The following is a 26,588-nucleotide window of genomic DNA, read 5'->3' as shown; positions in this document are numbered from 1 at the left end:
GTCGCGCGGGCGTGGCTGATGCCGCTGGGCGCGAGAGGGCCGTTGTCAGGGCTCCTTGGTGGGGCGGACGAGACTGGCGCTGGTGCCCATGGGGTTGTCAGTGGCGGTGTCTAGCATGGCGATCATGACGAGGACGCAGGTGGGGGCGGCCGGGCGGCTGCTGCGCGAGATGGCCGGGGCCGGACAGGACGCGGAGGACGCGGGGCCGTGGAGTGGTGCGGCGCTGCGCATGGTGGAGCGGGCGCGGCCCGCGCGCTCGCTGGCTGCCAAGGTTGCCGTTGCGGGTGGAGTCGATCACGAGGCGTCCGCCTGCCTCAAACAGTTGGCGGAGCGTCACCTCGGTGCGGACGGGACCCGCTGGCGGGCGCTGCACGACGCACTCGTCGGGTACCGCGGCAGCCTGCCCGAGCTGTTCGCCGAGCTGCCGGTGCCGCCGGAGTCCGACGACACGCTCCGGCCGCCCGCGCCCCGCAGTGTCCACCGCACGCTCGGCCTGCTCCTCGAGCACGCGGAGCCGCGTCACGCCGCGGCCGCGTTCGCTTCCCTGCCCGAACGGGTGACGACGGAGCTGCTGGCCGGCGGGACTCACCCGGCGCCCACCCTCGTCGACGCCGTCGTCGAGCACGGCGATACGCGCACCCGGGCAGCTCTGGCCCGCCATCCCCGGCTCGACACCCGGGTCCTGGCTCGGCTGGTCGCGGTGGGCGACGCCCACGTCGCCGCAGCCGTCTACCGCAACCCGCGCACCACACAGTCCCTGCGCCGCACCGTCGTGGACCGGATCGACACCGTTCCGCTCGACACCGCTCTGCGCGCCGAGCTGACGGCGCCGCACGGCCAGGTCCCGCGTACCTGGCTCGCCCCACTGCTCGGCTCGGGCGATCCGCAGCTCGTGGTGCCGGCGCTGCGCTCCGGCGTGCGCCAAGTGGCCCAGCAGTATGCCCTGCTGACCATCTGGGAGCGGACCGGCCCGGACGCCGTACGCGCCCTGCTAAACGACCCCGCCGCAGCCGCCTGGCTCAGCCGGGCGGTCGTGGACACGGTCACCCAGGCCCTGGCCGCCCCGAACGGCGACGGGCCGCGCCTGCTGCGGGCGCGGTGCGAGCCCTACGAGGATCCCGCCCGACTGCCCGCGCTGCTCGCCACCGCCCGGGGCACCAGCACGTTGCGCGACCTCCTGTCCGAGCCGTACGTTCACGATCTCGACGCCCTCGCCGAGGCCCATGCCGCGACTCCGTTCATGCCCAAGGCCTGCGAGGAGCTGGCCCGCCACGAGGCGGCGAGCGATGCACAGCGCGAGGCTTTCCGGCTGAGCGTCCTCAACGAGCCGTGGCGGGCCGCGGGCCGGCGCGCGGGGAACACCACCCCGCCCGCGCGGCGCCTCGCCGAGGAGGAACTCGACGACAGCGCCGCCATCTGGGCGGAGGGCATGGCGGTGGCGGGGTACCTCGACCCGGTCGAGCTGATCGGCACCGCGCGCCCTGCCGCCTCCGCCCTGGCCGCGCTCGCCCGCCTCGCCGAACGCGACCTGCTGGGCACGGCGGCGGTCGCCGAGTTGAGGGCATTGACGGAGACGCATCTGGGGGAGCGGCAGCGAGCCTGGGCCGCGCTCGATGTCCTGCTGCCCCACCACGGGGGAACGGTCGCGGAGCTGATCGTCACGGCGGGGAAGGCCGCGGACGAGACCGCAGTGCCTGAACCACCGTCCGCGCCCGATACGCCGTCCCGGCCCGAACCAACGGCCGAGGGCGCCGCCGACCCCCGGCCGGCGGCCGAGCCCCTACCACCGGCCTCGGAGCCCCCATCCCGACGGCCTCTGCACCGACGCGAGCGCATGCACGCTCTGGCCGCGCTCGACCTGCTGTACTCCCTCGCCCCGGACGGTGCGCCCCGACCGAAGGATCCCGAGGTGCTGCGCGCACTGACCATGTACGAGCCGGCGACCGCGCCCGGCCTCGCCACCCCTCGCTGGTTCGCCCTCGCCTGCGCCGCCCATGGCTTCCCCGCCTCCCAGGACGGAGTCGCGTACGAGGCGCCCAGCCTCGCGCAGCTACGCGCGCGACTGCCCGAGACGTACGAATCCGGGGCGCAGCACATCGAGCGCGCCTATGTGCAGGGCGTCCTGCCCGCCGACGAGCTGCTCTCCCTCCTGCCCGCCCGGCGCCTGCTCCTGCTGCCCCACGACTGGCGGCGACTCGCGTTCGCCGAAGCGTGGCGGACCGCGCTCGCCCGTCGACTGCGCGCCGAACTCGGCACCGACCCCGATGCCTGGCTCCACCTGGCCGCGACCGTGACGGCTTCCGAAGCCGCCTCGGAGGATCTGACCTGGGCGCAATTGCTGAAGCACGCGCAATCCGGTGCGAGCCCTGCAGCCCGCCCCGGAACATCCATCGGCAGGACCAGGCCGACCACGCCCGACGAGGCCATCAGGCTGCTGGAGCGCGGCGACCATCTTTGGGCCTGGCCGGAGGGCACCCTGCTCTGCCTCGCCGACCCCGAGGTGGTCGGCGCCGTACTGCCCCGACTCGGCCCCGACGGCCCCTGGCTGCTTGCCGCGTACCTGTTGCGCCACGACCGCACACCACAGGCCGTCCTCGACCGGCTGCTCACGGACCGCGACCACAACGCGCTGCGTGTCCTCGCCGCCCAGTCGCGCTGGATGGAGCGCAGCGGTGCGGTGGAGCGGCTCGTCGAGCTCGACGACCCGGACGTCGACCTCGCCCTGCTGCGGCACTGGAACCCCTGGCCGGTCGCCCACCGGATCGTGACCCGGTCACGGCCCGACACCGGACGGCCGTCCCTGGGCGCCCGGGTGCTCGCCGACTGGCGTGCCGGGAATTCGGCGCGGCCGGCCGGCGGTCTGATGTGGCTGTGCTCCGCCGAACCCGACCTCGTGGAGGAGCTGCTCGAAAGGGAGGGCCCGCGGCTCGGCCTCGGGCATCAACTACTCGGCTGCCTGCGCCTGCTCGAGCATGGCGGTGCCGACCGGCTGGCGCGGCTCGCGGGGCAGAACGTGCTGGGACGCTCCGCCGCCACCGTATGCGCGAAGGCCCTGGCGTCCTCCGACCCCGCCGCCGTCCTCCGCGGCCGGCTGGACCGCGAACTGGCGCCGGAGAAGCTCGTCCGAAGGTTGCGGCGCGCCCGGCACGCACGCGACCTTGTCGAGTCCCGCCCGCCGGGCGAGCCCGTGGACTGGGCCGCTCTCGAAGCCGCCCACGCCCAGGAACCGCTCCCGTGCTGGCAGGACATCGTCCGCCTGGACGGCGTCCCCGAGGACCTGAAACTGCGGCATGCGGCGCTGCTGCCCGAGCCGGGCCCCGACGGCCTGCCCGGCAGCGCGCAGCTCACCCGGGAGCGGGCCCGGCACGGTCTCGGCGACCAGTACCAGTGCGCGCCGACCACCCAGCTGGACGGGCTGCTCAGCGCGGGGCTGCTCGACGGCGAAGACCTGGTGCGCCTCGCTGCCCCGGCCGCGCGGCTGCTCGCCTACCTGGGCGCTGCCGCCCGCCGCCCGGACGCCCCGCCCCAGGCCGCCGAGGCCCGAACGCTCCTCGCGGACCTCGTGCGCGCGCGACTCGGCACTGACCCGAAGGCCTGGCGCCGGGTCGCTGAGCGGCTGACCGGCCTGGACCCCGAGTGGGATCCGAACTCGACGGTGGAGGCGCTCGTCGCTGCCTAATACGGCAACCACCGTTGCAGTACCAGGGCGTATATCGAGGCGTGATCAATCTGCTGATTCGCCCTTGTAGTGGGGGTTTGGTCCGGTGGAGCGTTTGTCCGGTGGAGCGTTTGCCTGACGCGAGTGCAACTGTGGGATTTCATCGAGTCGTACTTGCCGGTCGGCGAGTACGGCCCGTATCCGGGGCGGCTGCGGCAGCAGTTCGAGGGTGTGATCCGGCGCTTCAAGACGGGTGGGCAGTGACGGGAGATGCCGCGTGAGTTCGGAGCCTGGTCGACCGTCCACAACCGCTTTCGGCTGTGACAGAACGCGGGCGGGTTCGAGGCATTGCTGGAGGGCATGATCGCGGAGGCCGCGAAGTCCGGAAAGGCAGACCTGTCCCTGCTCAACATCGACTCCACCACTACGCGCGCCCACCACGACGCCGCCGGGATGCGTGTCGCTCACTGTGATCACATCCCCGGCAGTGCATCCCCGACGCGGTCGAAGGGCGAGCGCCCCCGCCGCTCAGCGCGTAGCGCCGCAAAGGCGCTCTACCAGACCAGGCGGAAAGTCCGACCGCTACGAGCACCAGGACCCGGCCGAGATTCACCCAGATGCCGCACTGGGTGGCCACACCACGGCACTGGACCCTGGGGTCGTAGGGCTGTGCACTGACAGGTCGGCAGGGTTTGTTGAGGCTCTTTGAATTCGGCTCTGTCCGCAGTTCCGTGATCCGAAGCGTGAAACGAGTGCGGTACCGTCAGCGTGGTGTTTCATCATTGGCCCGCGTCACTGTCGCGCCAGTTTCGCCAGCCATGGATGTCCGGGATGCACGCGCTTGAGCCACCCACCAAGACCGTCGCGCCGCGCTTGGCTCAGCAGTGGCAGGACTCCGTCGAAGTCGGCGTGGTCCTTGGGCCGCGCCTCCTTCGCTTTGAACAACAGCACTAGCTCTGGCACCAGGTAGGGGATGCCGTCTGCATTCCGTTCGATGATCGCGTCGTACGGTAGCCGCAGGCTGTCGTCCCGCCGGCAGATCCACGTGCCGCCTTCGTGCGGCTCGCGGAAGACGTCGCAGAGGAACTGACCACTCGTCGGGTCCCGCAGCCAGGTTTGGTGCGTGGCCGCGAGCACCTCAGCTCCTGCTCTTGGCCAGATCCGTCCCGAACCCACCGCGTCAAACACGTACTCGGGGAAGCGGTTCCGAACCTCCGCGAACCCCGTCGCGGGTACTGCGATCTCCAGATCGCCGTGGGGCCGCGACTGCCATCCGCGGAACAAATCCAGAGCCCACCCTGCCACGACACACCAGGGCACGCTGACCCCGCCCAGCCAATCCGCGACCTGTTCCGGTCGCCAGGCGTCCGCCCACCGAGCATCCAGCTCGTCCGTATCAAGTACGGCGCCGCCGGGCGGCAGGGAATCGGTCATCGGAACAATCTATTGCCACGACCCGACCGAGGCGCGGCTATTGGGCCGGATCCGGATCACGGCCGTCATCAGGCATGTTTGCTGACAAGAAGCCAAAGCATGTGCAGTGTCGTCGGTGTGACGTCTCATCGCTGGGTGAGGAACCGGGCCCCGAGGAGTTCGAATGAGACTGCGCCGTACATAGCCTGCTTGAGTGTTTTCACCCGGTTTCACATGCACTTCGACGACTCCGGAGCTCCAGGGCAGGGCCAGATCGGCGGGCACCGCGGCGAGTCCTGGCGCAGGAAGCCGGCCAAGCTTTTCATGGGCTTCGGTGCGTCCTTCTCGGCCTGCCGGATCCACTCCAGCAACAGGTATCCGCGCTGGTGACGGGCCATGTCGGCGAACGCCCGAGCGAGACCGCAGGCACGGGTGCCGTCCGGGGAGCCGAGCCGGACTTGGAAGGAGGCGTTCGTCCTGACTTTCGGTGAGCGTCTCTCGTGGCCGCATGATCCACGAGGTGATCATGCGGGAACTGGGGATGCTCGGGGCCAGCCGGCCAGCCAGCCCGGCGGGTCTGCTCCCGTGCGGCCTCGCCCAGCGGGCGAGCGCGCTGCTCGGCGCTCAGCGCGCGCTGACCGCCTGCGAGCGGCTGCTGACCAGTACGGCGACGAACCCGTCCGGGACATTCTCCCGACTCCGGCTGCGCAACTTCCCCTTCCGTCCCCTGGCTGCGAAGGCGCCGGAGCGGCTGGGCCCGGGCGACAGCGACGACTATGACCAGGTGCGCCAGGACTCCTGACGTCATGTTGGCGGGCTGCCCTCGTGGGCCGCCGACCAGATGAACGACCCCGTCCCTGGCGGAAGGCTCGCCGGTAAGGGGAGGCGTGCACTGGCAAGCCACGCGGGGGCTCATCCGCAAAATTCAGTGAGTGAGCCTTTTCAGCGTGGCCACCGATCGGGTGATGACCTTGGTGCCCGCAACGGACAGGGCTCCCGTGCCGTTGGGTGAGGTGTTCGAAGTCTCAACCTGCCGGTCCAGGAGCCCTGTTGGTTCCCTATCCTGCCGCACTCGACCTGCCTCATGCGCTGGTCGAGTGGGTCACGATGCTTATCGTCACCCGCGAGGGTGACCGCCGCTGCAAGCTCCCGCCGCACCAGCGCGCCCTCGTCGCTCTCGCCTACCTGCGCAAGCACGAGACTCTCGCGCAGATCGCCGCCGGGTTCGGCATATCCGTCGGCACCGCCCACGCCTACACCACCGCCGTCGTGCGGCTCCTCGCCGACCGGGCGCCGGGCCTGCTCAAGACCCTGCGCGAGCACGACCCGGACTACGTACTCCTGGACGGCACCCTCAGCGAGTGCGACCGCCTGGGCGACGGACGCGCCGATTACTCCCACAAGCACCGGCGCCACGGCGTGAACGTGCAGGTCGTCACCGATCCCGTAGGCCAGCTTCTGTGGATCTCGCCGGCCTTGCCGGGCCGTGCTCACGATCTGACCGCCGCACGCACCCACCGCATCATCCGAATCTGCGAACGCCAGGGCGTCCCGATCGTCGCCGACCGCGCCTACATCGGCGCCGGCTCCTGGGCCACCACCGCCATCCGCCGCCCGCCCAACGGCGAACTGTCACCGACCGAGCGGACGCTGAACCGGGCACTCGCCCAGGCCCGCGCTCCCGTCGAACGAGGTGTCGCCCGCCTGAAGTCCTGGCGGATCTTCCGCCGCAGCCGCTGCAGCCCGAACCGCATGACGGACATCGCCGCCGCAGTCCTCACCCTGGAGAGGCAACGTTGAAAAGGCTCAGTAACCGGCCCGGAAGCCGGCAACCAGGAGTACCACCCTCCAGGACGCGGGTCGTGAAGCTGGAGAAGGAACTGTAGGACCGCGTCGCGGTCCTACAGTTCCTGGGCCGTCAGCCCCATCCGGGGCCCCAACCAGGTGGACAGGTCTGCTTGGGAGGACACGGCTTGGGGGACATGGCGGCGGTGCTGTTCGCTGCGTGGTGGTCAGCCGCAGCCGCGCTGACGGCTCCCGCGCCGGCCGCTATGGCGATGAGGGGAGCAGTACAGATGGCGGCTGCCACGCGCCTGACCGTGGAGATGTTTGCACGCATGGCAACTTCTCCTCTCGGGGTGAGCACTGGATCTCAGTGGGCGATCAGTTCTGCTGGCACTCAGTCGCCCCAGCCCCAGCCGTGGCTGTGGTGTCCTCCACCCCAGCCCCAGCCCCAGCCGTGGCTGTGGTGTCCTCCACCCCAGCCCCAGCCCCAGCCATGGCTGTGGTGACCTCCACCCCAGCCCCAGCCGTGGTCGTGGCCGCCGCCCCAGCCCCAGCCGTTGTCCTGGTGGAACGAGACGACGTGCTCGGGCGCCGTGGTGGCGGCTGCATGGGCGGCGCCGGCTCCGGCGGCGATGGCCAGGATCGGTGCCGCCGCGACCGCGATGGCCGCTCGCTTGATACGGGTGTGTGCGCGCATGGTGAGCCCCTCTCTGAGGGTGTGCTTGATTTTCCGGCGGCCTCGATGAGCCGTCCCCGGCGCTTGAGAGCCTGCGCGTAGCTCTGTGCGCCGCTCGCCGCCCGCGAAGCGCATTCAGGCGGCGGACCATCACCTCCGTTATGGACCATAAGCGATTGCGAACTTCTCGATTGATGTTGTTGTGGAGAGGGATTTGCTTCCTGTTACTTCATACGCAGATGACCGTCGTCGGGATTGCTCCGCAGTCGAACTCGCGATGCGACGGATTCTGATTCCGCCGAGCAGCCTGCGGCGCGGAGGGGGGCGGGCAGGGCCGTGGGCCCGGACGGGGATCCCGCCGGCAGTGGTGAGGCGTCCGCATGCTAGGTGCTCGGGCGGGTCTGCCGAGCTCCGGGGCGCCCTCGACGCGGTGGTCGTGGCTCCGGAAGAGGCAGGCGGTGACGCGGGCCTGGGCCCAGTGCGTCAGTCATCCGAAGCGGCCGGGTACGAAGCATGACGACACCGGATTACTCGGTGTAGGAGTCGGTGGCCGGGCGCGCTCGCCCTGCTGCCGCTGCCGCCCGCACCGCTCCTCGTTGGCAATCCCACTGATCGGTAAACCGCCACCTGACACACTCGCCTGCCCCCTCCGGGGTCCCTCGACGCAGCCGCCTGCCATGCCCGGCCTCGACTTCGCCCGCAAGATCCGAACACTGCTGACGACCGGCTGCCAGCCAGCCCAGCAACCCGGGGATTGACCCACCCGCCTCCAGACGCGCCCTCGAAAACGACGTGGCACCGCTCGACCCTGCAGTGGGTTCCCAAGCAGTTGGGGGAGACCGGTACACGATGAGCCTCCCAGGGAGGTTCGCGGCCCGCTGAGCCGTGACCGCATAAGGGTCCCGGACGGTGAACCGTCCGGGACCTGGTATCCGCGGCGCGGGCGCAGCGGTGATCGGGGCGCACCCGCCGGGGTTGCGCGTCGGCGCCGCCGCCGATCCATACCGCGGGCGGCCCATGACCAGCACTGGCGCCCGGAACGGCGTCATTGAGCCGGGATCGGCTGGGTGAGGTTCAACGGGTTGCCGTCGGGGTCCTGGATGTGGGCGACGCGCTGTCCCCACGGCATGTCGTTGGGGCCGCTGCGGACGGAGCCGCCCAGCGCCTCCACCCGGCCGAGTGTCTCGTCGACGTCGATGCTGAGCAGGATCCGCGGTGCCGCCCCGGTCCCCGGCTTCGTCTTGGCCACCAGCCCGAGGTCGGTGTCGCCGATGCGCAAGCCGAGGTAGAAGGCCGGGCCTTCCGCCGGTGCCCGGAAGATCTCCTCGGCGCCGAACAATTTCGTATAGAAGCCGAGCAGGACGTCCTGGTCGGCAGTGATGATCACTGGCTGGATGGTGGACATGGCACTCCTGTCGAGGACGGTCGTGTCGCTGGGTAGACCGTTCGAAGACGGTGGACTCATCGGCAAAGCCGCTTTGGCGGACGATCTGCACCCCAGACTGCCGCCCGCGACCAGTACGAGCCGCTCGAAACGGGGTCACACCACCGCTGCTGACCAGCCACTTCAAGATGGCGCAGCCTCATAGAACTTCGAGTCTCCCGCCGTGGCCCGGCCGCGCGAAGCGGGCGCCGGGCGCAGATCACAGGCGGCGTACGGCGAACGGGGGCAGGACGGATGCGGGACCGCGGTGCCGCCGTCCGGTGCAGGCATGTGCGCACCTCCTGGGCTTGACCAGCGGATCAGACAGGCCCGTACGGCGGGAAAGCCCGGCTTCGCGCTTGCAGGAGCGTTCATGTGGCGTGTCAGCGTCGGCGGGCGTCGGGCAGTCGCGGCCCGCCCGACGACTGGAGCCCGAGCAACTGTCGGAGCCGGAGGCGCGGACGGGCAGTCGATCACTGGGAACGCCGTCTGACCACCGCAGGCACTCGGCGCAACGTCTTGGTTCGGCTCAGTCGAGGAGGTCGGCAACAAGGGCGGCGAACCCGTCCGAGGTGGCGACGGCGGATACCGAGCTGATCAGCCTTGGCCCGCCTGGAACTCGCGCCTTCGCCGGCGACCACGAGGCTGGTCTTCTTGGACCCGCTGGACTGGACCAGGAACTCGTTGCGGGTGAGCCGTTCCAGGTCTCCTGTCATGGCGCCGGTGACGACCACTGTCATCCCGGCCAGCGGACCGGAGCCGATCGGCGAGCCGGCCGTGCTGTCGCTGCCGGGGTCGGTCTCGGCGGCCGAGGGCGGGGTGACGCCGGGCTCGGTCATGTTGATGCCGACAGCGGCGAGTTTGTCGATGAGCGCGGCGAGTTCTGCGAGTTCCGCGACGTCGAGGGGGCTTGCCACGCCCTGTCGCCACCGACTCCCGTCCGGGCGTTGCCGACCCGGCCGCATCCAGACCGCAGCCACTGAGTCGCTGTCCAACGTCCGGTGCAGGTGATGGCTTCGCCGCAGAGTGCAGTTGACCAGCGGGACGAAAACGTATCCGGTCATTCACCGCCCGCGGAATCGGAGGCGGGCCCGCCCTGCGGGAGGAACCTCCGTGGTCCGATAAGGAACCGGTTCGAGGTCACAGCAATCGGTCGACCAGCCCGTCGATGTAGTCCGGGGTGAGCGGGACCATGCCGAACAAGACGCGGATATACATCGGGGCCAGGATGTGGTCCAGCACATCGAACACATCGGGTGCGGGCTCGCCACGGTCGCGGGCGCGATCGAGCATGGACTGCAGTTGCCGGGTGCGTTCGGCGCGGAGGTCGGCACCAGCCTGCAGGCCCTGCGGACCGCTGCTCGAGAGGGCGACGGCCAGGTGCAGCACTGCCGGACCGTCGGGTCCGGTGATCTCGCGGGCCACTTGGGCCGCGTAGGTGCGCAGGTCGCCGGCGAGGCTCCCGGTGTCGGGCATCGGCGACTGCGCATTGAGGCGGGTGAGCGCCACGTCGGTGAGCAGGGTTTCCAGGTTCCCCCACCGGCGGTAGATGCTGCTGTCGGCTACGCCTGCGCGGGCTGCGACGTCGCCGACGGTGAAGTTGCCGTAGCCGCGCTCACTGATCAGGTCGGTGACGGCCTGGTGCACCTGCGCGCCGACGCGGGCGCTGCGCCCGCCGGGCCGCCGGGCTCGCTGTCGCTCGTTCATGCCCACAACCTTAACGCAGTCGCGACTTGCGTTTGTGGGGCCATCCTCTCTATAGTCGCTTAACGCAGTCATCGGCTGCTTTAGGGCGCTCAGGTGTATCGCCACCCGCGTCGACCGTGGACCGGGCGCAACCAACGATTGAGGGGGATCCCATGGCTGCATCGCATGCGACCGTAGGCAGTCGATCAAACCGGGCCGTGCTGCTCACGGTCACCTGCCTGGGTCAATTCATGGTCCTGCTCGACAACACGATCGTTGGAGCGGCACTGCCCGATATGCAGCACCGGCTGCACGCACAGCTGACCGGACTCCAGTGGATCGTCGACGCGTACGTACTGCTGGTCGCCATGCTGCTGTTGTCCGGCGGTGTCTTCGCCGACCGGTTCGGCCGCAAGCGGGTGTACCTGACCGGCGTGGCGGTGTTCACTGCCGCGTCGCTGCTGTGCAGCCTCGCGCCCTCGCTCGGCTGGCTGGTCGCCGGCCGGGTGCTGCAGGGCATCGGGGCCGCGGCGCTGAGCCCTGCCTCGCTCGCCCTGCTCGCCGCCGCCTATCCCGTGCCGCGAGAACGGATCAAGGCGATCGGGCTGTGGGCCGGACTCAGCGGAATCGGTCTGGCCGCAGGCCCCGTGGCCGGCGGCGTGCTGGCACAAGCCTTCGGCTGGCCCGCCATCTTCCTGGTCAATCTGCCCATCGGCGTGGTCCTGCTGCTGGTCGGCCTGCGCCACCTCGGCGAGTCCCGCAACCCGAGTGCCCCCGCGATCGACATCCCGGGCACGGTGCTGTCCGTTCTGGCGGTGGGGGTACTGACCTACGGGCTGATCGAGGGGGGTGCCCGCGGCTGGACCTCACCGGTCATCCTGGGCAGCTTCGCCGCCGCGGTGATCCTCCTTGCCGCCTTCGTCGCCGTCGAAGCCCGTCGTTCCGCTCCGATGCTGCCGCTGCGGCTGTTCGGACAGCGCCTGTTCACCGTGTCCAACACCGCCATGGTCGTGGTGGGTTTCGCGCTCATGGGCTCGTCGTTCTTCTTCTCTCAGTTCTTCGTGTACGTCCAGGGCAGCTCGATCCTGCGCGCCGGCCTGCAGACCCTGCCGGTATCCCTCGCCATGGTGATCGTCAGCCCGTACGCGGGCCGACTCGCCGCCCGGTACGGCTTCCGCATCGTGGTGACCACCGGCCTGGCCCTGGCCGGCCTGGGACTGCTGGCGCTCGGCATGGTGCACGCCGACACCGGCTACGGGAACGTATGGTGGCGGCTGGCCCTCGCAGGCATCGGCTTCGCCCTGGCCATGTCCCCACTGACAGGCGCCGCCATCCAAGCAGTCAGCCCGCAGGAAGGCGGCCTCGCATCAGGCATCAGCAGCACCACCCGGCAGATCGGCGCGGTGCTCGGCGTGGCGGTACTCGGAGCCATCGTCCGCACCCGGCAATCCGGCGGCGCCTCCTTCGAGACCGGCCTCAACAGCGCCTTCCTTGCCGCCGGCACCGTCACGTTGGTCACCGCCGTGTTCACCGGCCTGTGGCTGGCGAGGTCCAGGCCCGCGGAAGGCTGCGCGGCGCCGCAACGTCCCACCGGCCCAGGTGCGGTCACCACCTCGAACGAGGCACCCCTGAACAGCCGTTGACAAGAACAACGGCCTTGGCCAGGAGAAGCGGCTGCGCGCCGAGGGCGTCGACATCACCATGCCGCTACCGAACCCCTGGGCGAACGCTGCTTCCAGGTCGCCGACCCCAGCGGGGTGATCGCCCAGTTCATCGAGTGGGTCACCCCGCCCAGCCCCGAGAACACCCGAAGCCCCGCCGGGCCAGGGTGATCCGCCCCTGGCCCGCCGACGCCCCGCCAGGGCCGTGTGCGACATCCCGCAACCACGCAAAGGACCCCGACCTTGTCCCCTGATCCGACCACCGTGCACCCGCTGCCCGCCCACGAACGTGTTGTGTTCCTCAACCCGCTGGTCACCTCACCGAACATCAGCGTGGGCGAGTACACCTACTACGACGACCCGGACGGAGCCACGGAGTTCGAGCACCGCAACGTCCTCTACGCCTACGGGCCGGAGCGCCTCACCATCGGCAAGTACTGCGCGATCGCCACCGGGACCACCTTTCTGATGGCCGGCGCCGAGCACCCGACGATGGGGGCGTCCACCTACCCGTTCACCATGTTCGGCGGCAGGTGGGCCGAGGAGACGCTGGACATCGTCACCGCCATGCCCAGCCGCGGCGACACAGTCGTCGGCAACGACGTCTGGTTCGGGTACCGCGCGACCGTGATGCCCGGCGTACGGATTGGCGACGGTGCCATCATCGCGGCCGGCGCCGTGGTCACCGCCGACGTCCCGCCCTACACGATCGTCGGCGGCAACCCGGCCAGACCCATCCGGCAGCGCTTCGACGACGCCGACGTCGAGCGGCTGCGGCGCGCCACGTGGTGGGACTGGCCCGCCGACCTGGTCACCGAACACGCCCGCACCATCATGGCCGGAACCCCGGCCGACATCGAACGCATCGCCAGCGAGCACGGACAGGGGAAGACCCTTTGAACCACATGCCCCAGATATCCATCGAAGAGCACACGGTGGCCGACCGCGCGGCCGGACCCTACGCCCTCACCACCGGCCCGGACGGCGCCCTGTGGTTCACCCTTGTCCACAGCGGCCGGATCGGCCGCCTGGTCCCCGGTGAGGAGCCGACCAGCCACCAACTCGCCCCGGACAGCGGGCCGACCGTCATCACACCCGGCCCGGACGGCGCGCTGTGGTTCACCGAGTACCGGGCGGACCGGATCGGACGAATCACCACCGACGGCGTGATCGACGAATTCGACGTGCCCGGCTCCGGCTGCGGGCCGTTCGGGATCGCTGCGGGACCCGACGGCGCACTGTGGTTCACCGAGACCGCTGCCGACCGCATCGGCCGGATCACCGTCGACGGTCACCTCACCCAGTTTCCGCTGCCCGCCACCGGCGCGTTTCCCTCGGCGATCACCGCCGGGGACGACGGAGGGATGTGGTTCACCCTCAACCAGGCCAACGCCATCGGGCGGATCGGCATGGACGGTGCGGTCACCCTCCACCCCCTGCCGACCGAGGCGGCAGCGCCCGTCGGGATCGCCGCAGGCCACGACGGAGCGCTCTGGTTCGTCGAGATCGCCGCCGGTCAGATCGGCCGGATCACTCCCGACGGGCAGATCACCGAGTTCCCGTTGCCCGACCGCGCCGCCCGGCCGCACGCCGTCACCGTCGACGGACAGGGCACCGTGTGGTTCACCGAATGGGGAGGCAACCGCGTCGGCACGATCACCCCCGACGGCTCCGTCACCGTCCACGACCTGCCCACCCCCCGCTCCGAACCGCACGGCATCGCCGTGGGCCCCGACGGCGCCCTGTGGACCGCGCTGGAGATCGGCTCACTCGCCCGCATCGCCCCACCGGACAGCATCGCCTGAACAAACCACCCCCCTCTCACACCGTCAGCAGTATTCGCCCGTACGGCGGCGGGAGACGAAGTCCCATGAAATACGCACTCGTGATCTTCGAGACGGACGAGTCATACCGCCGTCCAGGCCGACCGGGCCGCATACCGCAAGGAACACGACGGCTGGATCGGGGGCCTCGCCCCGGCCGGGAAACTGGTCGGCGGGGAAGCCTTGGAGACCGAGCACACCGCCCCGCGACACTGCGCACTGAGACAGACGGGACGTCGACGGTGACCGACGTGCCCACGCACGCTGGCGACGAGACCCTCGGCGGCTGGTTCATCGTCGAGGTAGCCGACCGCACGAAAGCCCTAGAACTGGCCAGGAGCCTCCCCACGCCGGAGACCGTCGAGGTCCGCCCGATCCTCGAATCCGCCTGACTGGCGCTGGGAGCCGGCCCGACGGCACAGTGCCCGGCCGCAGGATCGCCTTTGCTCGAAGGGTTGTTGTCGGTGATGACGCCGCCGTTGCCGAGGCCGATCCACTGGGAGAAGGTGAAAGCACCTTGTTTGTGGCCGCGCTGGTGGCCGCAAGAACAACCCTCGGCACGAGCGAGGCTACGGTCGGAATCAGTGGTCGGCGACGGCCACGCTCGCGCTGGGTGCGCCATCCACTCCGCCCCTGGTCACAAGTCAGCCGAGTGTCCCGCACCATGACGCCCCCAATCGCCAGCTCGACGATAGGTCGGCACACACAGCGAAGGACAGATAACCCGTCAGCTGAGGCAGCTGCGCTCACTGAATGCGGCAGGCACCAATTCAGGACCGGAGTAGGCCAGTGGGGCGGCTAGTTGCGGGCCGGCCACACACAGGACGCCCGGCATCCCCGCAGCTCTGCGCTGCCATCGCCGACCGGATTACCTTCCGCTGCACCCCCATCCAGACCGGCACCGAGTCCTACCGCTACCAGCCACCGCCGCGGAACACGCCAGGCAGGGCGCCTGACCGGGGGCCGGGGAAGCCTGTGCGATCGTCGACCGCAGAGCCGATCAATGGGAGGGCGTGAGCGAGGACCACACGCCGAACCACTGCTCGGCGCCCCACGACTGGAACCGTTCCAGCTCGGTGAACCCCAGCTTCGCCGCGAGGCGCATCGAGCTGGCGTTGGCGGTCTGGGTGTAGAGCACCACCGGCTCCCCGGGCAGCGCGCCGGCAAACCAGTCGAGTGCCGCTGTGCACGCCTCGGTGGCGTACCCGCGGCCCCACGCCTCCGGTAGGAACAAGTAGCCGAGTTCCGTCTTCCCGGCCTCCAGACGGCGGTTGCTCGGACTCTCGGGGGCGTGCGGTTTGAGCTGGACCGTGCCGATCATTGCTCCGTCGAGCTCGACCACGAACCAGCCACGGCGCTGCCCGGGCACCTCGGGCACCGTGCGTTCGAGCTCGGCGCGCGGTCGAGGGCCACCAAGGTAGGTGTTCACCTCCGGCGAGGCGTTCAGCTCGATGACCGCATCGCGGTCCCGGGCCTCGGACTCGCGGAGTACGAGCCGCTCGGTCTTGATCGGGGCAGGTGGCCAGGCGAGGGGTCTGGGGTCAGCCATGCCAGCCAACCTAGCCAGCACGCTCCAAAGCGTTCAAGAAGCGCGGACCGATCAAGCCACTGGCCCGGGCCTCGCCGTGGACGAGGTCGGGCCGGACCGTCCCCGCGGGCACGGGGACGAGCCCCGGTTGCTGCCGGGGACCTGCGCTGCCGGCCAATGCTCGCTGCGCCTGCGGTGATGCGACCGCGTTCACGACCCCACCGGGCCTCGCCCGACGTGAACGACTCACTGCCTCAGTTGGTGGACGGCGCAGCCTGGGGCGCTCTAGCGGCGGGTTCTTCGAGAGGGCTCGGCGATTCCAGTCGGGGAGCTGGATCCCCCGAAGAACGTGGTTGCCTCCGCGTACGCCAAGTACTGTGACTCCGCATGATCGAATCCGAGATTGAGATCAGCGAGGGTCTGGTCCGCGACCTGCTGCGTGACCAGCATCCGGACTTGGCGGCGCTGCCCATCCGCGAGGTGGCGGGCGGCTGGGGCAACCAGATGTGGCGCCTCGGGGACGAGTTGGCGGTCCGGATGCAGCGGATGGACACCAGCCCGGATCTGCAGCTCAAGGAGCGCCGGTGGTTGCCGACCCTGGCCTCGCGCCTGCCGCTGCCGATCCCGGTCCCCGTGCGGGACGGTGCGCCGTCCGAGCGCTTCCCCAAGATCTGGACCGTCATGACATGGGTTCAGGGCACACCGCTGGACCACGGCTCGATCACCCGCAGTGACCATGCGGCCGACATCCTGGCGGCCTTCCTCGAGGCGTTGCATGTGGAGGCGCCCGCCGAAGCACCGGACGCCTCGGACCGCGGCGGTCACCCCAAGGAGTGCACGGAGGGCTTCGAGCACTTCCTGCGGGCCGTGGACCTCGGCCACTTCGTCGAAGACGACATCCGGGCCGTGTGGGACGACGCGGCCGCGGCTCCCGGGTGGGAGGGCCCGCGAGTGTGGGTTCATGGCGACCTGCATCCCGCGAACGTCGTCGTCGCGGACGGGACACTGGCGGGCGTGGTCGACTTCGGCGATGTCTTCGCCGGCGACCCGGCCTGGGACCTTGCGGCCGCCTGGCTGCTGCTCCCCGCGGGCGGCGCCTCGCGGTTCTTCGACAGCTATGCGCAGGCGGACGAGGCGTTGGTCCGACGAGCGCGTGGGCTGGCCGCAATGAAGAGCCTGTTCCTGATGCTGATGGGCCAGAACGGGGACCGCGGCCTGCCCGGAGGCAAGCCGAACTGGGGGCCCGCAGGCCGGTCGGCGCTTGAGCGCGTACTGAAGGGCCTTTGACATCGGCATCGATCGACCAGCGCAGGATGCGCCCGGTCTCGGGTGGGGCCGGGGCAGCTGCGTGCGGTTGTGGGTCAGCGGGCGTCTGGGCTGAGCGGGACGACGTTCCGGGATCGGCATCATGGCGAAGTCGAAGACACGCCTGTGGCCCTCCCTGTTGATCACTATGATCTGCCGTCCGTCTGCGGCCATCCGCTCGGGCGCCTCGAAGTCGGCCGGCGGCGGGACGGCCTTTCGCCCCGTCTGCCGATCGGATGGCAGGCGGGTGTGGTCAGGCGGTTCGGCAACCCGGGAGGGAGCAGGGCCCGTACCCTCGGGGTGTCCATGGCGTCAGATAGCGGGCGCCAAACCCTGGAGGCAATACCTCGTGTTGATTGCTCAGCGTCCTTCGTTGACCGAAGAGGTCGTCGACGTGTTCCGCTCCCGGTTCGTGATCGAGCCGCTGGAGCCGGGCTTCGGCTACACCCTCGGCAACTCCCTGCGCCGTACGCTCCTGTCCTCGATCCCGGGTGCCGCCGTCACCTCGATCCGGATCGACGGCGTCCTGCACGAGTTCACCACCGTGCCGGGCGTCAAGGAGGACGTCACCGACCTGATCCTCAACATCAAGCAGCTGGTCGTCTCCTCGGAGCACGACGAGCCGGTCGTGATGTACCTGCGCAAGCAGGGACCGGGTCTGGTCACCGCCGCCGACATCGCGCCCCCGGCCGGTGTCGAGGTGCACAACCCCGACCTCGTCCTCGCCACGCTCAACGGCAAGGGCAAGCTGGAGATGGAGCTGACGGTCGAGCGTGGCCGCGGTTACGTCTCCGCCGTGCAGAACAAGCAGGTGGGCCAGGAGATCGGCCGTATCCCGGTCGACTCCATCTACTCGCCGGTGCTGAAGGTCACGTACAAGGTCGAGGCCACGCGTGTCGAGCAGCGCACCGACTTCGACAAGCTGATCGTCGACGTCGAGACCAAGCAGGCCATGCGTCCGCGTGACGCCATGGCGTCGGCCGGCAAGACCCTGGTCGAGCTGTTCGGTCTGGCCCGCGAGCTCAACATCGACGCCGAGGGCATCGACATGGGCCCGTCCCCCACGGACGCCGCCCTGGCCGCCGACCTGGCGCTGCCGATCGAGGAGCTGGAGCTCACGGTCCGCTCCTACAACTGTCTCAAGCGTGAGGGCGTCCACTCGGTGGGTGAGCTCGTGGCGCGCTCGGAGGCCGACCTGCTGGACATCCGCAACTTCGGTGCGAAGTCCATCGACGAGGTCAAGGCGAAGCTGGCCGGCATGGGCCTGGCCCTGAAGGACAGCCCGCCCGGATTCGACCCCACGGCCGCTGCCGACGCCTTCGGCGCCGACGACGACGCGGACGCGGGTTTCGTGGAGACCGAGGAGTACTGAACGCTGCGCCGGCTTGCGGGAAGCCAGCAAGGCAGATGCCGCTGGATGTGAGCCCGGCGACGATCTACGGGGGTGTCGGGCGGTCCGGAGCAGGGAGGCAAGTTTTATTCCCCCGGGTGATACGTCTAGTAGGACGCGAGGCAGGCCGGCTTTTTCGTGGTGGTGTCATGAGCTGACAGGACTGCAGGGCTCCGGGTGGTCCCCGCACAGTGCGCCCCGTGCAGGGACCGCCCAACACCGGGGGGCCTTGGCCGGGGCACGCGGGAGCGTCTCCTCGACCCGCTCGATCGACTCATGCCGACGGTCACGTAGTGCGGCTCTGTCCGGGTCCCGCAGGTCCGTTGCAGTCGGGCCCATGCAGGTCCAGCCCTGTCGGGTTAGCATGGGGGCGTGGTGTTGCTCCAGATAGGTGCGGTCCAGTTCGAAAGCAATGAGTGTGCCTGTACCCGGTGGGGGATCGATGTCCCGGGGAGCCGAGAGCGGCCTCAGACCGGCGAGTTCCTGCTCGAGGGCGTGGCCGTTCCGCCAGACCTTGATGAGGAAAGTTCGCCGGTGCTCTCGGCTTCGACCTGGAGGGTGTGCACCAGAACGAGTCGGGCAGCGGGGTGAAGCGTGGCCCAGGACGTTTTCCAGCACCCGCGTAGCGAACTGCGGGTTCCTCCGGCCGACCTGGAAGTACATCTGAGGCTGTGCCCGCACGTGCTCGTCGAACTCCACGATGCGTATGTCGGCCGCGCTGTACCTGTCCACCGTCATGGTTGAACGCTATCCGCTTCGGGCTAGGGCCGAAGTCTGGGCGGTGCCCCGGCGGACGGTACGGCGCCGACTGGCTCATGGGCTGCTGAGGACGCGTCGCCGGAGGTGTGCCGCACCACACGCACCGAGGGACGGCACTGGTTCCTCGCGGCTGTCGGCCGTGCACCCGCCGAGTGGTCCTCACCGCACGCGACGACCACGGCTCAGCCGTGCAGGCCCCACTTGTCGAGGCCGGAGTAGATGACGGCGGTCCGGTACTCGGGTTTGGCAAAGCACTCGGCCTCGCCCGTGTAGACCGCGATCAGTGAGTCCGTGCCTCGCCACCACCCATCGGCCAGTGCTTCTACCTCCGGAACCGGTTCGTGGAGCCCGAGTTGAAGTGCGTCGATGTCCTCGCCGGTGACCTTGGTGATCTGCTGGGCCCACATGGCCGCGTGATGGGCGAGCGCGAGCGACTCGACCCATCCTTCGACGCTCGCATGCAGCGGCACCCATCGCTCGGCGTGGATTCCGAACTCGCCACGGGGACCGATCATGAAGGAGAAGGGCACCGCGGTCCGCTGGTCTCCAGCCTCGAACCACCACCCATCCGTCGGCGTCCGCTCCGGCGTGTCGGGGCGGAAGATTCTCGGCCCGCCGTCGTACATCGGCGCCGGGGGAAGCACCATGCCGCCCCAACGTTCCTCGAAGGCCACGACCCTGTCGACTTCCGCTGCCGGAATCCCGTGCTCCAGCCAGCGGCTCCGATACTGCTCGACGCCCACACTGTCGACTCGCAGGCCGTGTGCCCAGACGAAGGATCGAGCCCGGCGGGAGAGCCCGTCAGGCGCATCAGCAAGATGACGATTCACCCGATGGACGGTACACAGCGCGGAGGACTGAGCAGCCCGGGGACTGCGAACCGAAGGCGGCCTGGACGCCCCTTCGATCACCTCTTCTGCCTCCCCCTCATGATCGTCACGAAATGTGTGCCACAGCCTTGAAGTCACCAACCCTGGCTCGTGGGTGGCGCAGACGTGCTCGCTGAGATTCCCGCCGTTGCCGGAGGCGATCTCTGAGTACACGAGCCTGCTCGCGCCCGGCGGCACCTGGCAGTGCGTTGGCCGGCGATTGACATGATGGGCGGCGGCACGTTCTCAGGTGTCTGTGGAGGGGCGATTATGGCGTTCAGGAGCGAAGCCGATTACGGAGTCGACGAACGGGACGAGTGGTCCTATGCGCCGGCTGTCGGTGTCGGACCGCTACGGTTCGGTATGACCGTCGACGAAGTGGTCGAGTCGGCTGAGATTCTCGGCCGGACGAAGGTCAGCGTTTGCAGGCGGGACCACGCCATCTTCTCGCCGACTTGGAAGGTCGAGGTCCACCGACCCGGGGTGGCTCCTTCTTCACCTGCCGTCATGGCCTATGTGAGCCAGGCTGTGGGGCTCTTCTGCATCGCCGCCGACGCCGTGCACGGTCCCCAAGTCGCGTACGACGGGATCCCGCTGGTCGGGAGAGACCTGTCGGAACTGGAGAGCGACGCAATCGCGTATGCCGAGGCAATGGACGTGAACTTCCGCTACACGCCCGAGGGCTATGCAGGACCGGATGATCCCGGGGTGCTCGTGCGCGGGCAACCAGTCGGGCAGGTCCTGCGATCGCGTCCGTTGTTCATGGTGACGCGCGACGGCGCGAATACCGAATGGGACTCGATGCCCTCAGAGGAGTACCGGCCCAACGGTGCGCCCACGGCCTGACGTTACGTGACTCATCACGAGCGGTGGAGGAGACACACTCGAATACGCCAGCCCACCAGTCGAGGCCGCGTTCGGGCCGCCCGATACGTAAGGCACGTCGACACCGCCAGCAGCGGGGCGGACCGTCCGCAGACGCGTGACTCCAGCCTTCGAAAATTGACGGTTCGAGGGCTCTGTCCGTCGACATACTGGGGCCACGTACCCCGTCGCCGAAGGAGAGACATCAGTGGAGGTGCCAGGGTTTGCCGTCCTTGTGACCGAGCCCGGGAAGGGCGGGCAGGAGGCTCTGCAGGCAGTCAGAGCGGTGACCGGACTGAGCCTGTGGCGTGGCGAGCTTCTACTCGACCGCGCCCCCGTGACGGTTCTGGAGGAAGCCCCACTCGACAGGGCGACCGTGGCGGCCCGGCGGTTGCAGGACGGCGGCGTCCCCGCAGCAATCCGCTGTACCTGGTGCGACAGGACGGTGCCCCGCGACGGGAGGCTGCTCGACCCAGGCCCCTGCGCATCCCGCTTCTGGCCGACCGCCCATTGCCGGGCGAACTGTCTCACCAGCTGTGATTGCGCGTTCTGCAGCACCTACGGGCCGACGGGCCTGACGCTGTGACTACAGGCATAGAGCCTCAACAGGTTAGTTGGGAATTCAGTGGGCGGGAACCGGCTCGGACGACGGCCGCCACTCCCGCCTGATCAGCCCGTAGACCCACGAGTCGGAGACCTCGCCGTTGACGACGCAGTCTTCCCGCAACGTCCCTTCCCGCACGAAGCCGAGCTTCTCGAGCACGCGGGCAGAGGCCAGGTTGCGCGTGTCGGTCTCCGCTTGGACGCGATTCAGGTCCAGCGTGTCGAATGCCCACCGCAACAAAGCGCGCGCGGCCTCGGTCGCGTAGCCGTGGCCCCACGCCGCATCGCAGAAGCAGTAGCCAAGCGACGCGCTGCGGTAGTCCGGATTCCACCTGTTCAGGCTGCACCAGCCGATGAACGCCCCGTCGGAGACACGATCCACGGCCAGCCGTGCCCCGGTGCCCTCCTGTGCCATCTGCCGGCAAGCCGTGATGAACTTCTCGGCGCGCACGCGTTCGCTCCACGGTGGCGCGTCCCAGTAGCGCAGCACGTAGGCGCTGCTGTGCAGTGCGAAGAGGTCGTCCGCATCCGCGTCTTCGAAGGCACACAGTCGAAGGCGGGCGGTGTGCAACGAGGGGGTGGGCAGCGGCGTCCTCATGTTCCCTCCCCTGATCGGTGGCCGATCAATCGGACATCCGATGCGGGTCACTCGCAACAGGTTTTCTTGGCGGGCTGGCAGACGTGTCCGCTCATCGGTGCGACCAAGCGTCCCTAGTGCTGTGACCGCATAGGCTCGCCGGGGGGCTGGGGCAGTTCCTGATCGCCAACCGACGGCATGTGGTACGTCCTCGACGAGGCGCTGTCGTACCCCCGGTGTAGCGTCCGGACCGGAGTCGGGTTCATGCTCTGCGGTTGACGGAGGCGCGCGGATGACGAGTACGACAGGCGAGCCCGTGGTGGTGGCGTCCCGGCGTATCGGGGCCCCGGCGGAGGAGATCTTCCGGATCCTGGCCGACCCCGGACGGCACCCGGACCTCGACGGCTCGGGGATGCTCCGCGCTGGCGTCTGCGACGCCGTGGTCTCGGGCGTCGGGGACGTCTTCGTGATGCGGATGCACAACGAGCGATACGGCGCTTACGAGATGAACAACCACGTCGTCGAGTACGAGCCGGACCGCCGCATCGGCTGGGAGCCGAGGCCCGGTCGCGGGCACCCGGACGCCACCGCGCCCGGAGCCGTCTGGGGTCACCGGTGGATCTTCGACCTGCTCCCGGAGGGAGCCGGGGCGACGGTCGTGACCGAGACCTTCGACGGTTCGCGCATGCCGGAGGACAAACGCGCGGAAGTGGACAGCGGACGCGCCTGGTGGCAGACACAAATGGTGAGCACCCTGGAACGCCTCGCCGCACTGTGCGCCGCCCGGTGAACGCCGAACTCGACGCCCTCAAGGGCGCCCTGGACCGTCAGCGCGAGCACGTCCTCGGGATCCTCGAAGGGCTCTCGGAGGAGGATCTGCGGCGGCCGGTGCTGCCCAGCGGCTGGAGTTGCCTGGCATTGCTGCGCCATCTCACTGTGGATGTCGAACGCTTCTGGTTCCCCGGCGTGATCGCTGGCGAGGCTGATGTGTCCGGACAGCTCGCGGCAGGCGCGGAGGCGCACTGGTACGTACCCGACGGGATGCCCACCGACGAGGTCTTCGCCGGCTACCGGGCGGCCATCGCGCGTGCAGACGCCGTGCTCGCCGCCGCCGCGCCCGAACAGGAGCCCGCCGCCTGGCCCGTGGAGATCTGGCCCACCTGGCAGCTGCCTGACGTGCGGCACATCCTGATCCACGTGCTCACCGAAGTCGCCTGCCACAGCGGCCACTTGGACGCGGTGCGTGAACTGATCGACGGCACCACCTGGCTCGGCGGCACCCCCTACGCCGGATAGTTCTGTGACCGGGTGAGGTGCGTCGGGTTCTTCAGGCCGCGGTGGTGAGGGGGCGTCCGCCCCAGCGGATGCCTTTCTCGCTGCGGATGCGGGCGCGTTCTTCGCGTTCGGCGGCCAGGATGTCGCGGTGGCGGGCGTTGGCGTTGCGCCAGCGTAGGTAGGCGTGCAGGGCCCGGATCTGCACGGTGTGATGGGGGCGGTTGGAGTGGGCGATGGTGAACTGCCGTAGCGGTCCGAAGTGCGCCTCGATGGGGTTCGCCCACGAGGCGTAGGTCGGGGTGAAACACAGTTCGACCTTACGTACATCGGGGCGACGTCGGGCCGGGCGGCACGGATCGACTTCAGCCCGGCCAACGTGTTGGCGGCGCCCGGGCGGCCCAGCCCGAGCCCGCGGTGGGCCGGATCCCCAGCGGGCCGAACTCGCCGAAGGCGAAGACCCGGTCCGGGAAGCGGTCCAGGACTTCTTCGATCCCATCCAGCTTCGCCTCCCGGTTTGGGTCCGGGACTCCTTCCAGGTCTTGGTCCGCTGGAGGGTGATGCCGCGGCGGGTGAGCAGGCAGCGTAACGCCTCGCGGCCGATCCGAATCACGCGGCTGTGGACGGGAAGCTCTTGTCGACCATCACGCGCAGGCATCCTCCCTCGACCAGGGAAGCGATCTCGCGCATCCCGCATGGTCGGGCTCGACGAGCATGAACACGGCCCGCCCTCCGGCCGCTTCGGTCTCCTTGGCGGGGAAGGTGTCGTCCAGCGGCAGGATCGACATGCAGCGTGGACGGCCGTCCGGTCGCCTGCCCGACACCCTGAGCACGATCCTGGCCGCCGTCCGGCCCGGAACCCGGATCGTGGCGATCCGCACCGGCACGCACCGCACCCGCCAGTGGTTCAGCGTCCTGCCGCTGAGACTCAGCGGCGGCACCATGCTCGAAGCCCGCGGCTTACGGGAGGACGAACGCCAGCGGTCGGTAGCCGCCGTCGGCCGCGAGCTGGATCTCCGTGGTCAGCCCCCGTGGGACCAGCCGACTGCATGGTCGGCCGCCGGCTCCCGGCCGGAGCCCCTTTTTTTTTGCGGGCCCCGGCAGCGTGCTGGTGAGAGCGGACGATCGTGGAGACGCCCCGCCAGCTTCCGCACCTCTCCGGCGGGTGCATCCACTGCGTCCGAGTCCGGGACTTGAAGGCAATCGCGTCGATCACTTGGCGGTGGTCACTCCACCCGCCAACAACGGCTCGATCCGCGCCCACTGCGCGTCGGTCAACGGCACAACAGACCAACGATCGGATGATCTGAACGACATGGCCTAACCGCAGAGGATGTCCCGCGTCGGCCGCTTCCCCGTCGCCAGGAAGTCGGAGACCACCTGGTCGCCGCATGCGTTGCCGTTGGCGAGGTAGGCTTCGTGGCCGGTGGAGTTCACCGTCACCATGACGGCGCGTCGGCCGAGGGCCTCGCGGAGCTTGAGGGCGCCGGTGAGGGGGCTGGCTGCGTCACGCCGGTTCTGGACCATCAGGACCGTGGAGGGGCCACGGTCGGTGATCCGTACCGCGGGCTCCTGCGGCGTGTACGGCCAGACGGCGCACACCACCGCGTTCCTCGGCATCCCCGCGGTCAGCGGGAACTTGGCGCGGCTCTCGGGGACCCCCTTCTCGTACCAGGCCGCGGACCTGGGCCAGGCGGCGTCGTTGCAGAAAGTGGCGGCACTGACCGCGGTGACGTTCTGCACGACAGGCTCGGGTGGCGCCTGGGGCGCGGGCGGCATGGTGCCCTTCTGGGCGGCGAGCATCAGCCTGGCCAGGGCGGGGTAGTCGTCCGGGTCGTAGAGGCTCTCCAGCATCACCTGTCGGAGCACGTTGCCGTTGAGCTCTTGCGGATCGGCGCCGGGCCACGGGAGGGGCTCACGGTCCAGGCGTGCGGCGAGGCGAAGGAAGAGACGGCGTACCTCGGCCGCAGTCCCGGCCACTCGATCGGGGTTGCCACGCCGCGACGCCCACTTTGCGAACTCGGGGAAGTTGTCCTCGGCACCCACCTCGAACGCGGCGAGCCAGGCTCGCTCCACCCGCACCGGGTCGGGGTTGTCGTTGCTGTCCAGCACGAAGCGGTCGGTGCGATGCGGGAACAGCTCGTTATAGACGGCGCCGACGTACGTCCCGTACGAGACGGCCCAGGCCGAGATCTTCCGCTCGCCGAGCGCAGCCCGGATCCGGTCGAGGTCGCGGGCCTCGTTGGCGGTGCTGATGTGCCGCATCAGCCGGCCGCCGTTGCGTGCGCAGGCATCCGACATCCGCCGCGCGGTGGCCATGGTCTCCGTGACGGAGCCGTCGGGAGCAGGCCAGGGAAAGAGCCTCGCCCGGGCGAGGTCACCTCGTTCCAGGTCGCAGCTGACCGGGGTGGAACGGCCGTACCCCCGAGGATCGAAGCCGATCAGGTCATAGGTGTTCCGCACTTCCTGCGGCAGCTTCTGCCCCTTGCCCGAGGGGTCGTCGAGGCTGCCGCCGCCGGGCCCGCCAGGGATCATGAACAGGGCGCCGCGGCGTGTCTTCGGGTTCTCGGCAGGGATGCGGGAGAACGCGAGGGATATCTTCTTGCCGTGCGGGTCGGCGTAGTCCATCGGCACATCGATGGTCGCGCACTCCTGCCGAGGGTCGAGGTCCGTTCCCTGGCACTTGGTCCAAACGAGGTGCGAGGGCCTGGCATGGCCGGCCGTCGAAGCTGACGCCGTAGTGAGGGGTACGGCGAGGCTCAGGACGGCGGCAGACGCGGCGAACAGAGCCGCGTTTCGCTTGTTCTTCGTCATACCGACGAGCTTCGCCTGCCCCGCCCATCAATGACATCCTGCCAACAGGCCTCTGCGCAAGGGGGTTTACCCCACAGGCGTTTGCCTGGCCCGCGGGCGTCTCGCGCACGCAGCGCAACCGGGTGCGTGTCGACGTATGGTCGACGTCTGGGTGCCTTACGATACGACCAGGCCGGGACCCGGACAACAGTGGCGCTCGCTGCCGACGGGCGTGTGGTGGATGATGCCGACGCGCCGTGGAACTGGGTAAGGGCCGACCCAGCACACGCGGCACGGTCGGCGTACATGGTGACCCGTCGGCGGCAGCCAGGGAACGGAACTGCAAGACGGCCTCGACGGTTGCTGGTCCGGAAAAGCGGCCGTAGGGCTCGCGGGCCTGTCCGGGGACAGTTCCTCGATACGCAGAGTCCTGCCGATCGCCTGCCCGATCTGTTCCACCTGGCGGCGTTGCGAGATCAGTTCGGCTCCTGTCAGTACGGCCG

At 69.6% G+C, this 26,588-nt stretch carries 23 protein-coding genes and 2 pseudogenes; 14 read left to right on the top strand and 11 right to left on the bottom strand.

What is annotated here, in order from left to right; translation table 11 throughout:
* The first annotated feature begins 124 nt into the window (after nt 1-124).
* Nucleotides 125-3,679 carry a hypothetical protein gene (locus FB563_RS31770; protein ID WP_142219123.1) on the top strand — a complete coding sequence of 1,185 codons (3,555 nt, stop codon included), beginning with the start codon at nt 125-127 and terminating at the stop codon, nt 3,677-3,679.
* Nucleotides 3,680-3,793: 114 nt separating this feature from the next.
* A pseudogene (locus tag FB563_RS44400) lies at nt 3,794-4,126 on the top strand (transposase); the annotation flags it as partial.
* Nucleotides 4,127-4,450: 324 nt separating this feature from the next.
* On the opposite strand, the gene FB563_RS31760 reads toward FB563_RS44400, so the two are convergent.
* Nucleotides 4,451-5,092, bottom strand: a complete 642-nt coding sequence (locus FB563_RS31760) for a nucleotidyltransferase domain-containing protein (protein WP_199832880.1) — start codon at nt 5,090-5,092, stop codon at nt 4,451-4,453.
* Between the two features lie 213 nt (nt 5,093-5,305).
* On the opposite strand from FB563_RS31760, the gene FB563_RS43225 reads away from it, so the two are divergent.
* The 3 genes from FB563_RS43225 to FB563_RS31750 all read left to right on the top strand — a co-directional run bounded on the left by FB563_RS43225 (nt 5,306) and on the right by FB563_RS31750 (nt 6,871).
* Complete coding sequence (locus FB563_RS43225) at nt 5,306-5,461, top strand: hypothetical protein (protein ID WP_159045550.1); 156 nt, start codon at nt 5,306-5,308, stop codon at nt 5,459-5,461.
* 118 nt (nt 5,462-5,579) lie between these two features.
* Nucleotides 5,580-5,873, top strand: a complete 294-nt coding sequence (locus tag FB563_RS31755) for a hypothetical protein (protein WP_055707405.1) — start codon at nt 5,580-5,582, stop codon at nt 5,871-5,873.
* 248 nt (nt 5,874-6,121) lie between these two features.
* Nucleotides 6,122-6,871 (top strand): transposase family protein, encoded by a 750-nt coding sequence (locus FB563_RS31750; RefSeq protein ID WP_142218408.1) that lies wholly within the window; start codon nt 6,122-6,124, stop codon nt 6,869-6,871.
* A gap of 379 nt (nt 6,872-7,250) precedes the next feature.
* Here FB563_RS31750 and FB563_RS31745 read toward each other — a convergent pair whose 3' ends face one another.
* The 4 genes from FB563_RS31745 to FB563_RS31730 form a co-directional block, all read right to left on the bottom strand.
* A complete protein-coding gene (locus tag FB563_RS31745) occupies nt 7,251-7,553 on the bottom strand; it encodes a hypothetical protein (protein WP_142219121.1) in 303 nt (100 codons plus the stop codon).
* A 1,024-nt stretch (nt 7,554-8,577) separates the two neighbouring features.
* A complete protein-coding gene (locus FB563_RS31740; RefSeq protein WP_055709658.1) occupies nt 8,578-8,937 on the bottom strand; it encodes a VOC family protein in 360 nt (119 codons plus the stop codon).
* Nucleotides 8,938-9,428: 491 nt separating this feature from the next.
* Complete coding sequence (locus tag FB563_RS31735; protein WP_055709659.1) at nt 9,429-9,872, bottom strand: hypothetical protein; 444 nt, start codon at nt 9,870-9,872, stop codon at nt 9,429-9,431.
* 223 nt (nt 9,873-10,095) lie between these two features.
* Nucleotides 10,096-10,662: a TetR/AcrR family transcriptional regulator gene (locus tag FB563_RS31730; RefSeq protein ID WP_055709660.1), complete on the bottom strand. Its 567-nt coding sequence runs from the start codon at nt 10,660-10,662 to the stop codon at nt 10,096-10,098.
* A 152-nt stretch (nt 10,663-10,814) separates the two neighbouring features.
* On the opposite strand from FB563_RS31730, the gene FB563_RS31725 reads away from it, so the two are divergent.
* From FB563_RS31725 to FB563_RS43600, 4 genes are all read left to right on the top strand, one after another.
* Nucleotides 10,815-12,284, top strand: coding sequence for an MFS transporter (locus FB563_RS31725; protein WP_055709661.1), 1,470 nt, complete (start codon nt 10,815-10,817; stop codon nt 12,282-12,284).
* A gap of 261 nt (nt 12,285-12,545) precedes the next feature.
* Nucleotides 12,546-13,202: a CatB-related O-acetyltransferase gene (locus FB563_RS31715; protein ID WP_055709662.1), complete on the top strand. Its 657-nt coding sequence runs from the start codon at nt 12,546-12,548 to the stop codon at nt 13,200-13,202.
* A gap of 5 nt (nt 13,203-13,207) precedes the next feature.
* Nucleotides 13,208-14,107, top strand: a complete 900-nt coding sequence (locus tag FB563_RS31710) for a Vgb family protein (RefSeq protein WP_055709663.1) — start codon at nt 13,208-13,210, stop codon at nt 14,105-14,107.
* A gap of 269 nt (nt 14,108-14,376) precedes the next feature.
* Nucleotides 14,377-14,517, top strand: coding sequence for a YciI family protein (locus tag FB563_RS43600; protein ID WP_199832998.1), 141 nt, complete (start codon nt 14,377-14,379; stop codon nt 14,515-14,517).
* Between the two features lie 608 nt (nt 14,518-15,125).
* Here the strand turns inward: FB563_RS43600 and FB563_RS31695 are convergent.
* Nucleotides 15,126-15,674, bottom strand: a complete 549-nt coding sequence (locus FB563_RS31695; protein WP_055709664.1) for a GNAT family N-acetyltransferase — start codon at nt 15,672-15,674, stop codon at nt 15,126-15,128.
* 366 nt (nt 15,675-16,040) lie between these two features.
* On the opposite strand from FB563_RS31695, the gene FB563_RS31690 reads away from it, so the two are divergent.
* Both FB563_RS31690 and FB563_RS31685 read left to right on the top strand, forming a co-directional pair.
* Nucleotides 16,041-16,940: a phosphotransferase gene (locus FB563_RS31690; RefSeq protein ID WP_055709665.1), complete on the top strand. Its 900-nt coding sequence runs from the start codon at nt 16,041-16,043 to the stop codon at nt 16,938-16,940.
* Nucleotides 16,941-17,307: 367 nt separating this feature from the next.
* Nucleotides 17,308-18,330, top strand: a complete 1,023-nt coding sequence (locus FB563_RS31685) for a DNA-directed RNA polymerase subunit alpha (protein ID WP_142219119.1) — start codon at nt 17,308-17,310, stop codon at nt 18,328-18,330.
* 959 nt (nt 18,331-19,289) lie between these two features.
* Here FB563_RS31685 and FB563_RS31680 read toward each other — a convergent pair.
* Nucleotides 19,290-19,850: a hypothetical protein gene (locus tag FB563_RS31680; RefSeq protein ID WP_324615856.1), complete on the bottom strand. Its 561-nt coding sequence runs from the start codon at nt 19,848-19,850 to the stop codon at nt 19,290-19,292.
* A 489-nt stretch (nt 19,851-20,339) separates the two neighbouring features.
* On the opposite strand from FB563_RS31680, the gene FB563_RS31675 reads away from it, so the two are divergent.
* Complete coding sequence (locus tag FB563_RS31675; RefSeq protein ID WP_142219118.1) at nt 20,340-20,822, top strand: hypothetical protein; 483 nt, start codon at nt 20,340-20,342, stop codon at nt 20,820-20,822.
* A 640-nt stretch (nt 20,823-21,462) separates the two neighbouring features.
* Here the strand turns inward: FB563_RS31675 and FB563_RS31665 are convergent.
* Nucleotides 21,463-22,041, bottom strand: a complete 579-nt coding sequence (locus FB563_RS31665; protein ID WP_055707803.1) for a GNAT family N-acetyltransferase — start codon at nt 22,039-22,041, stop codon at nt 21,463-21,465.
* A 271-nt stretch (nt 22,042-22,312) separates the two neighbouring features.
* Here FB563_RS31665 and FB563_RS31660 point away from each other — a divergent pair, with 271 nt between their 5' ends.
* Both FB563_RS31660 and FB563_RS31655 read left to right on the top strand, forming a co-directional pair.
* Nucleotides 22,313-22,810 (top strand): SRPBCC family protein, encoded by a 498-nt coding sequence (locus tag FB563_RS31660; protein WP_079048914.1) that lies wholly within the window; start codon nt 22,313-22,315, stop codon nt 22,808-22,810.
* On the top strand, nt 22,807-23,316 hold the full coding sequence (locus tag FB563_RS31655; protein ID WP_055707806.1) for a DinB family protein: 510 nt from the start codon (nt 22,807-22,809) through the stop codon (nt 23,314-23,316). The genes FB563_RS31660 and FB563_RS31655 overlap by 4 nt, the downstream gene beginning before the upstream one ends.
* A 31-nt stretch (nt 23,317-23,347) precedes the next feature.
* Here FB563_RS31655 and FB563_RS31650 read toward each other — a convergent pair.
* The 3 genes and pseudogenes from FB563_RS31650 to FB563_RS31635 all read right to left on the bottom strand — a co-directional run.
* Nucleotides 23,348-23,917, bottom strand: a pseudogene (locus FB563_RS31650) (IS630 family transposase); the annotation flags it as partial.
* A 19-nt stretch (nt 23,918-23,936) separates the two neighbouring features.
* On the bottom strand, nt 23,937-24,236 hold the full coding sequence (locus FB563_RS44390) for a hypothetical protein (protein ID WP_234357852.1): 300 nt from the start codon (nt 24,234-24,236) through the stop codon (nt 23,937-23,939).
* Between the two features lie 376 nt (nt 24,237-24,612).
* Nucleotides 24,613-26,106 (bottom strand): alpha/beta hydrolase, encoded by a 1,494-nt coding sequence (locus FB563_RS31635; protein WP_055707800.1) that lies wholly within the window; start codon nt 26,104-26,106, stop codon nt 24,613-24,615.
* Between the last annotated feature and the right edge of the window lie 482 nt (nt 26,107-26,588).

Source organism: Streptomyces puniciscabiei, assembly GCF_006715785.1.
Lineage (GTDB): Bacteria > Actinomycetota > Actinomycetes > Streptomycetales > Streptomycetaceae > Streptomyces > Streptomyces puniciscabiei.
This window is presented reverse-complemented; position numbering and strand designations above follow the sequence as displayed.

What these genes read in the sequence shown, in the direction of transcription:
- FB563_RS31770 (WP_142219123.1), top strand. Translation starts at nt 125, where the DNA reads ATGACGAGGACGCAGGTGGGGGCGGCCGGGCGGCTGCTGCGCGAGATG.
- FB563_RS31760 (WP_199832880.1), bottom strand. Translation starts at nt 5,092, where the DNA reads ATGACCGATTCCCTGCCGCCCGGCGGCGCCGTACTTGATACGGACGAG.
- FB563_RS43225 (WP_159045550.1), top strand. Translation starts at nt 5,306, where the DNA reads ATGCACTTCGACGACTCCGGAGCTCCAGGGCAGGGCCAGATCGGCGGG.
- FB563_RS31755 (WP_055707405.1), top strand. Translation starts at nt 5,580, where the DNA reads ATGATCCACGAGGTGATCATGCGGGAACTGGGGATGCTCGGGGCCAGC.
- FB563_RS31745 (WP_142219121.1), bottom strand. Translation starts at nt 7,553, where the DNA reads ATGCGCGCACACACCCGTATCAAGCGAGCGGCCATCGCGGTCGCGGCG.
- FB563_RS31740 (WP_055709658.1), bottom strand. Translation starts at nt 8,937, where the DNA reads ATGTCCACCATCCAGCCAGTGATCATCACTGCCGACCAGGACGTCCTG.
- FB563_RS31730 (WP_055709660.1), bottom strand. Translation starts at nt 10,662, where the DNA reads ATGAACGAGCGACAGCGAGCCCGGCGGCCCGGCGGGCGCAGCGCCCGC.
- FB563_RS31725 (WP_055709661.1), top strand. Translation starts at nt 10,815, where the DNA reads ATGGCTGCATCGCATGCGACCGTAGGCAGTCGATCAAACCGGGCCGTG.
- FB563_RS31710 (WP_055709663.1), top strand. Translation starts at nt 13,208, where the DNA reads ATGCCCCAGATATCCATCGAAGAGCACACGGTGGCCGACCGCGCGGCC.
- FB563_RS31695 (WP_055709664.1), bottom strand. Translation starts at nt 15,674, where the DNA reads ATGGCTGACCCCAGACCCCTCGCCTGGCCACCTGCCCCGATCAAGACC.
- FB563_RS31690 (WP_055709665.1), top strand. Translation starts at nt 16,041, where the DNA reads ATGATCGAATCCGAGATTGAGATCAGCGAGGGTCTGGTCCGCGACCTG.
- FB563_RS31675 (WP_142219118.1), top strand. Translation starts at nt 20,340, where the DNA reads ATGACCGTCGACGAAGTGGTCGAGTCGGCTGAGATTCTCGGCCGGACG.
- FB563_RS31665 (WP_055707803.1), bottom strand. Translation starts at nt 22,041, where the DNA reads ATGAGGACGCCGCTGCCCACCCCCTCGTTGCACACCGCCCGCCTTCGA.
- FB563_RS31660 (WP_079048914.1), top strand. Translation starts at nt 22,313, where the DNA reads ATGACGAGTACGACAGGCGAGCCCGTGGTGGTGGCGTCCCGGCGTATC.
- FB563_RS44390 (WP_234357852.1), bottom strand. Translation starts at nt 24,236, where the DNA reads ATGGTGCCGCCGCTGAGTCTCAGCGGCAGGACGCTGAACCACTGGCGG.
- FB563_RS31635 (WP_055707800.1), bottom strand. Translation starts at nt 26,106, where the DNA reads ATGACGAAGAACAAGCGAAACGCGGCTCTGTTCGCCGCGTCTGCCGCC.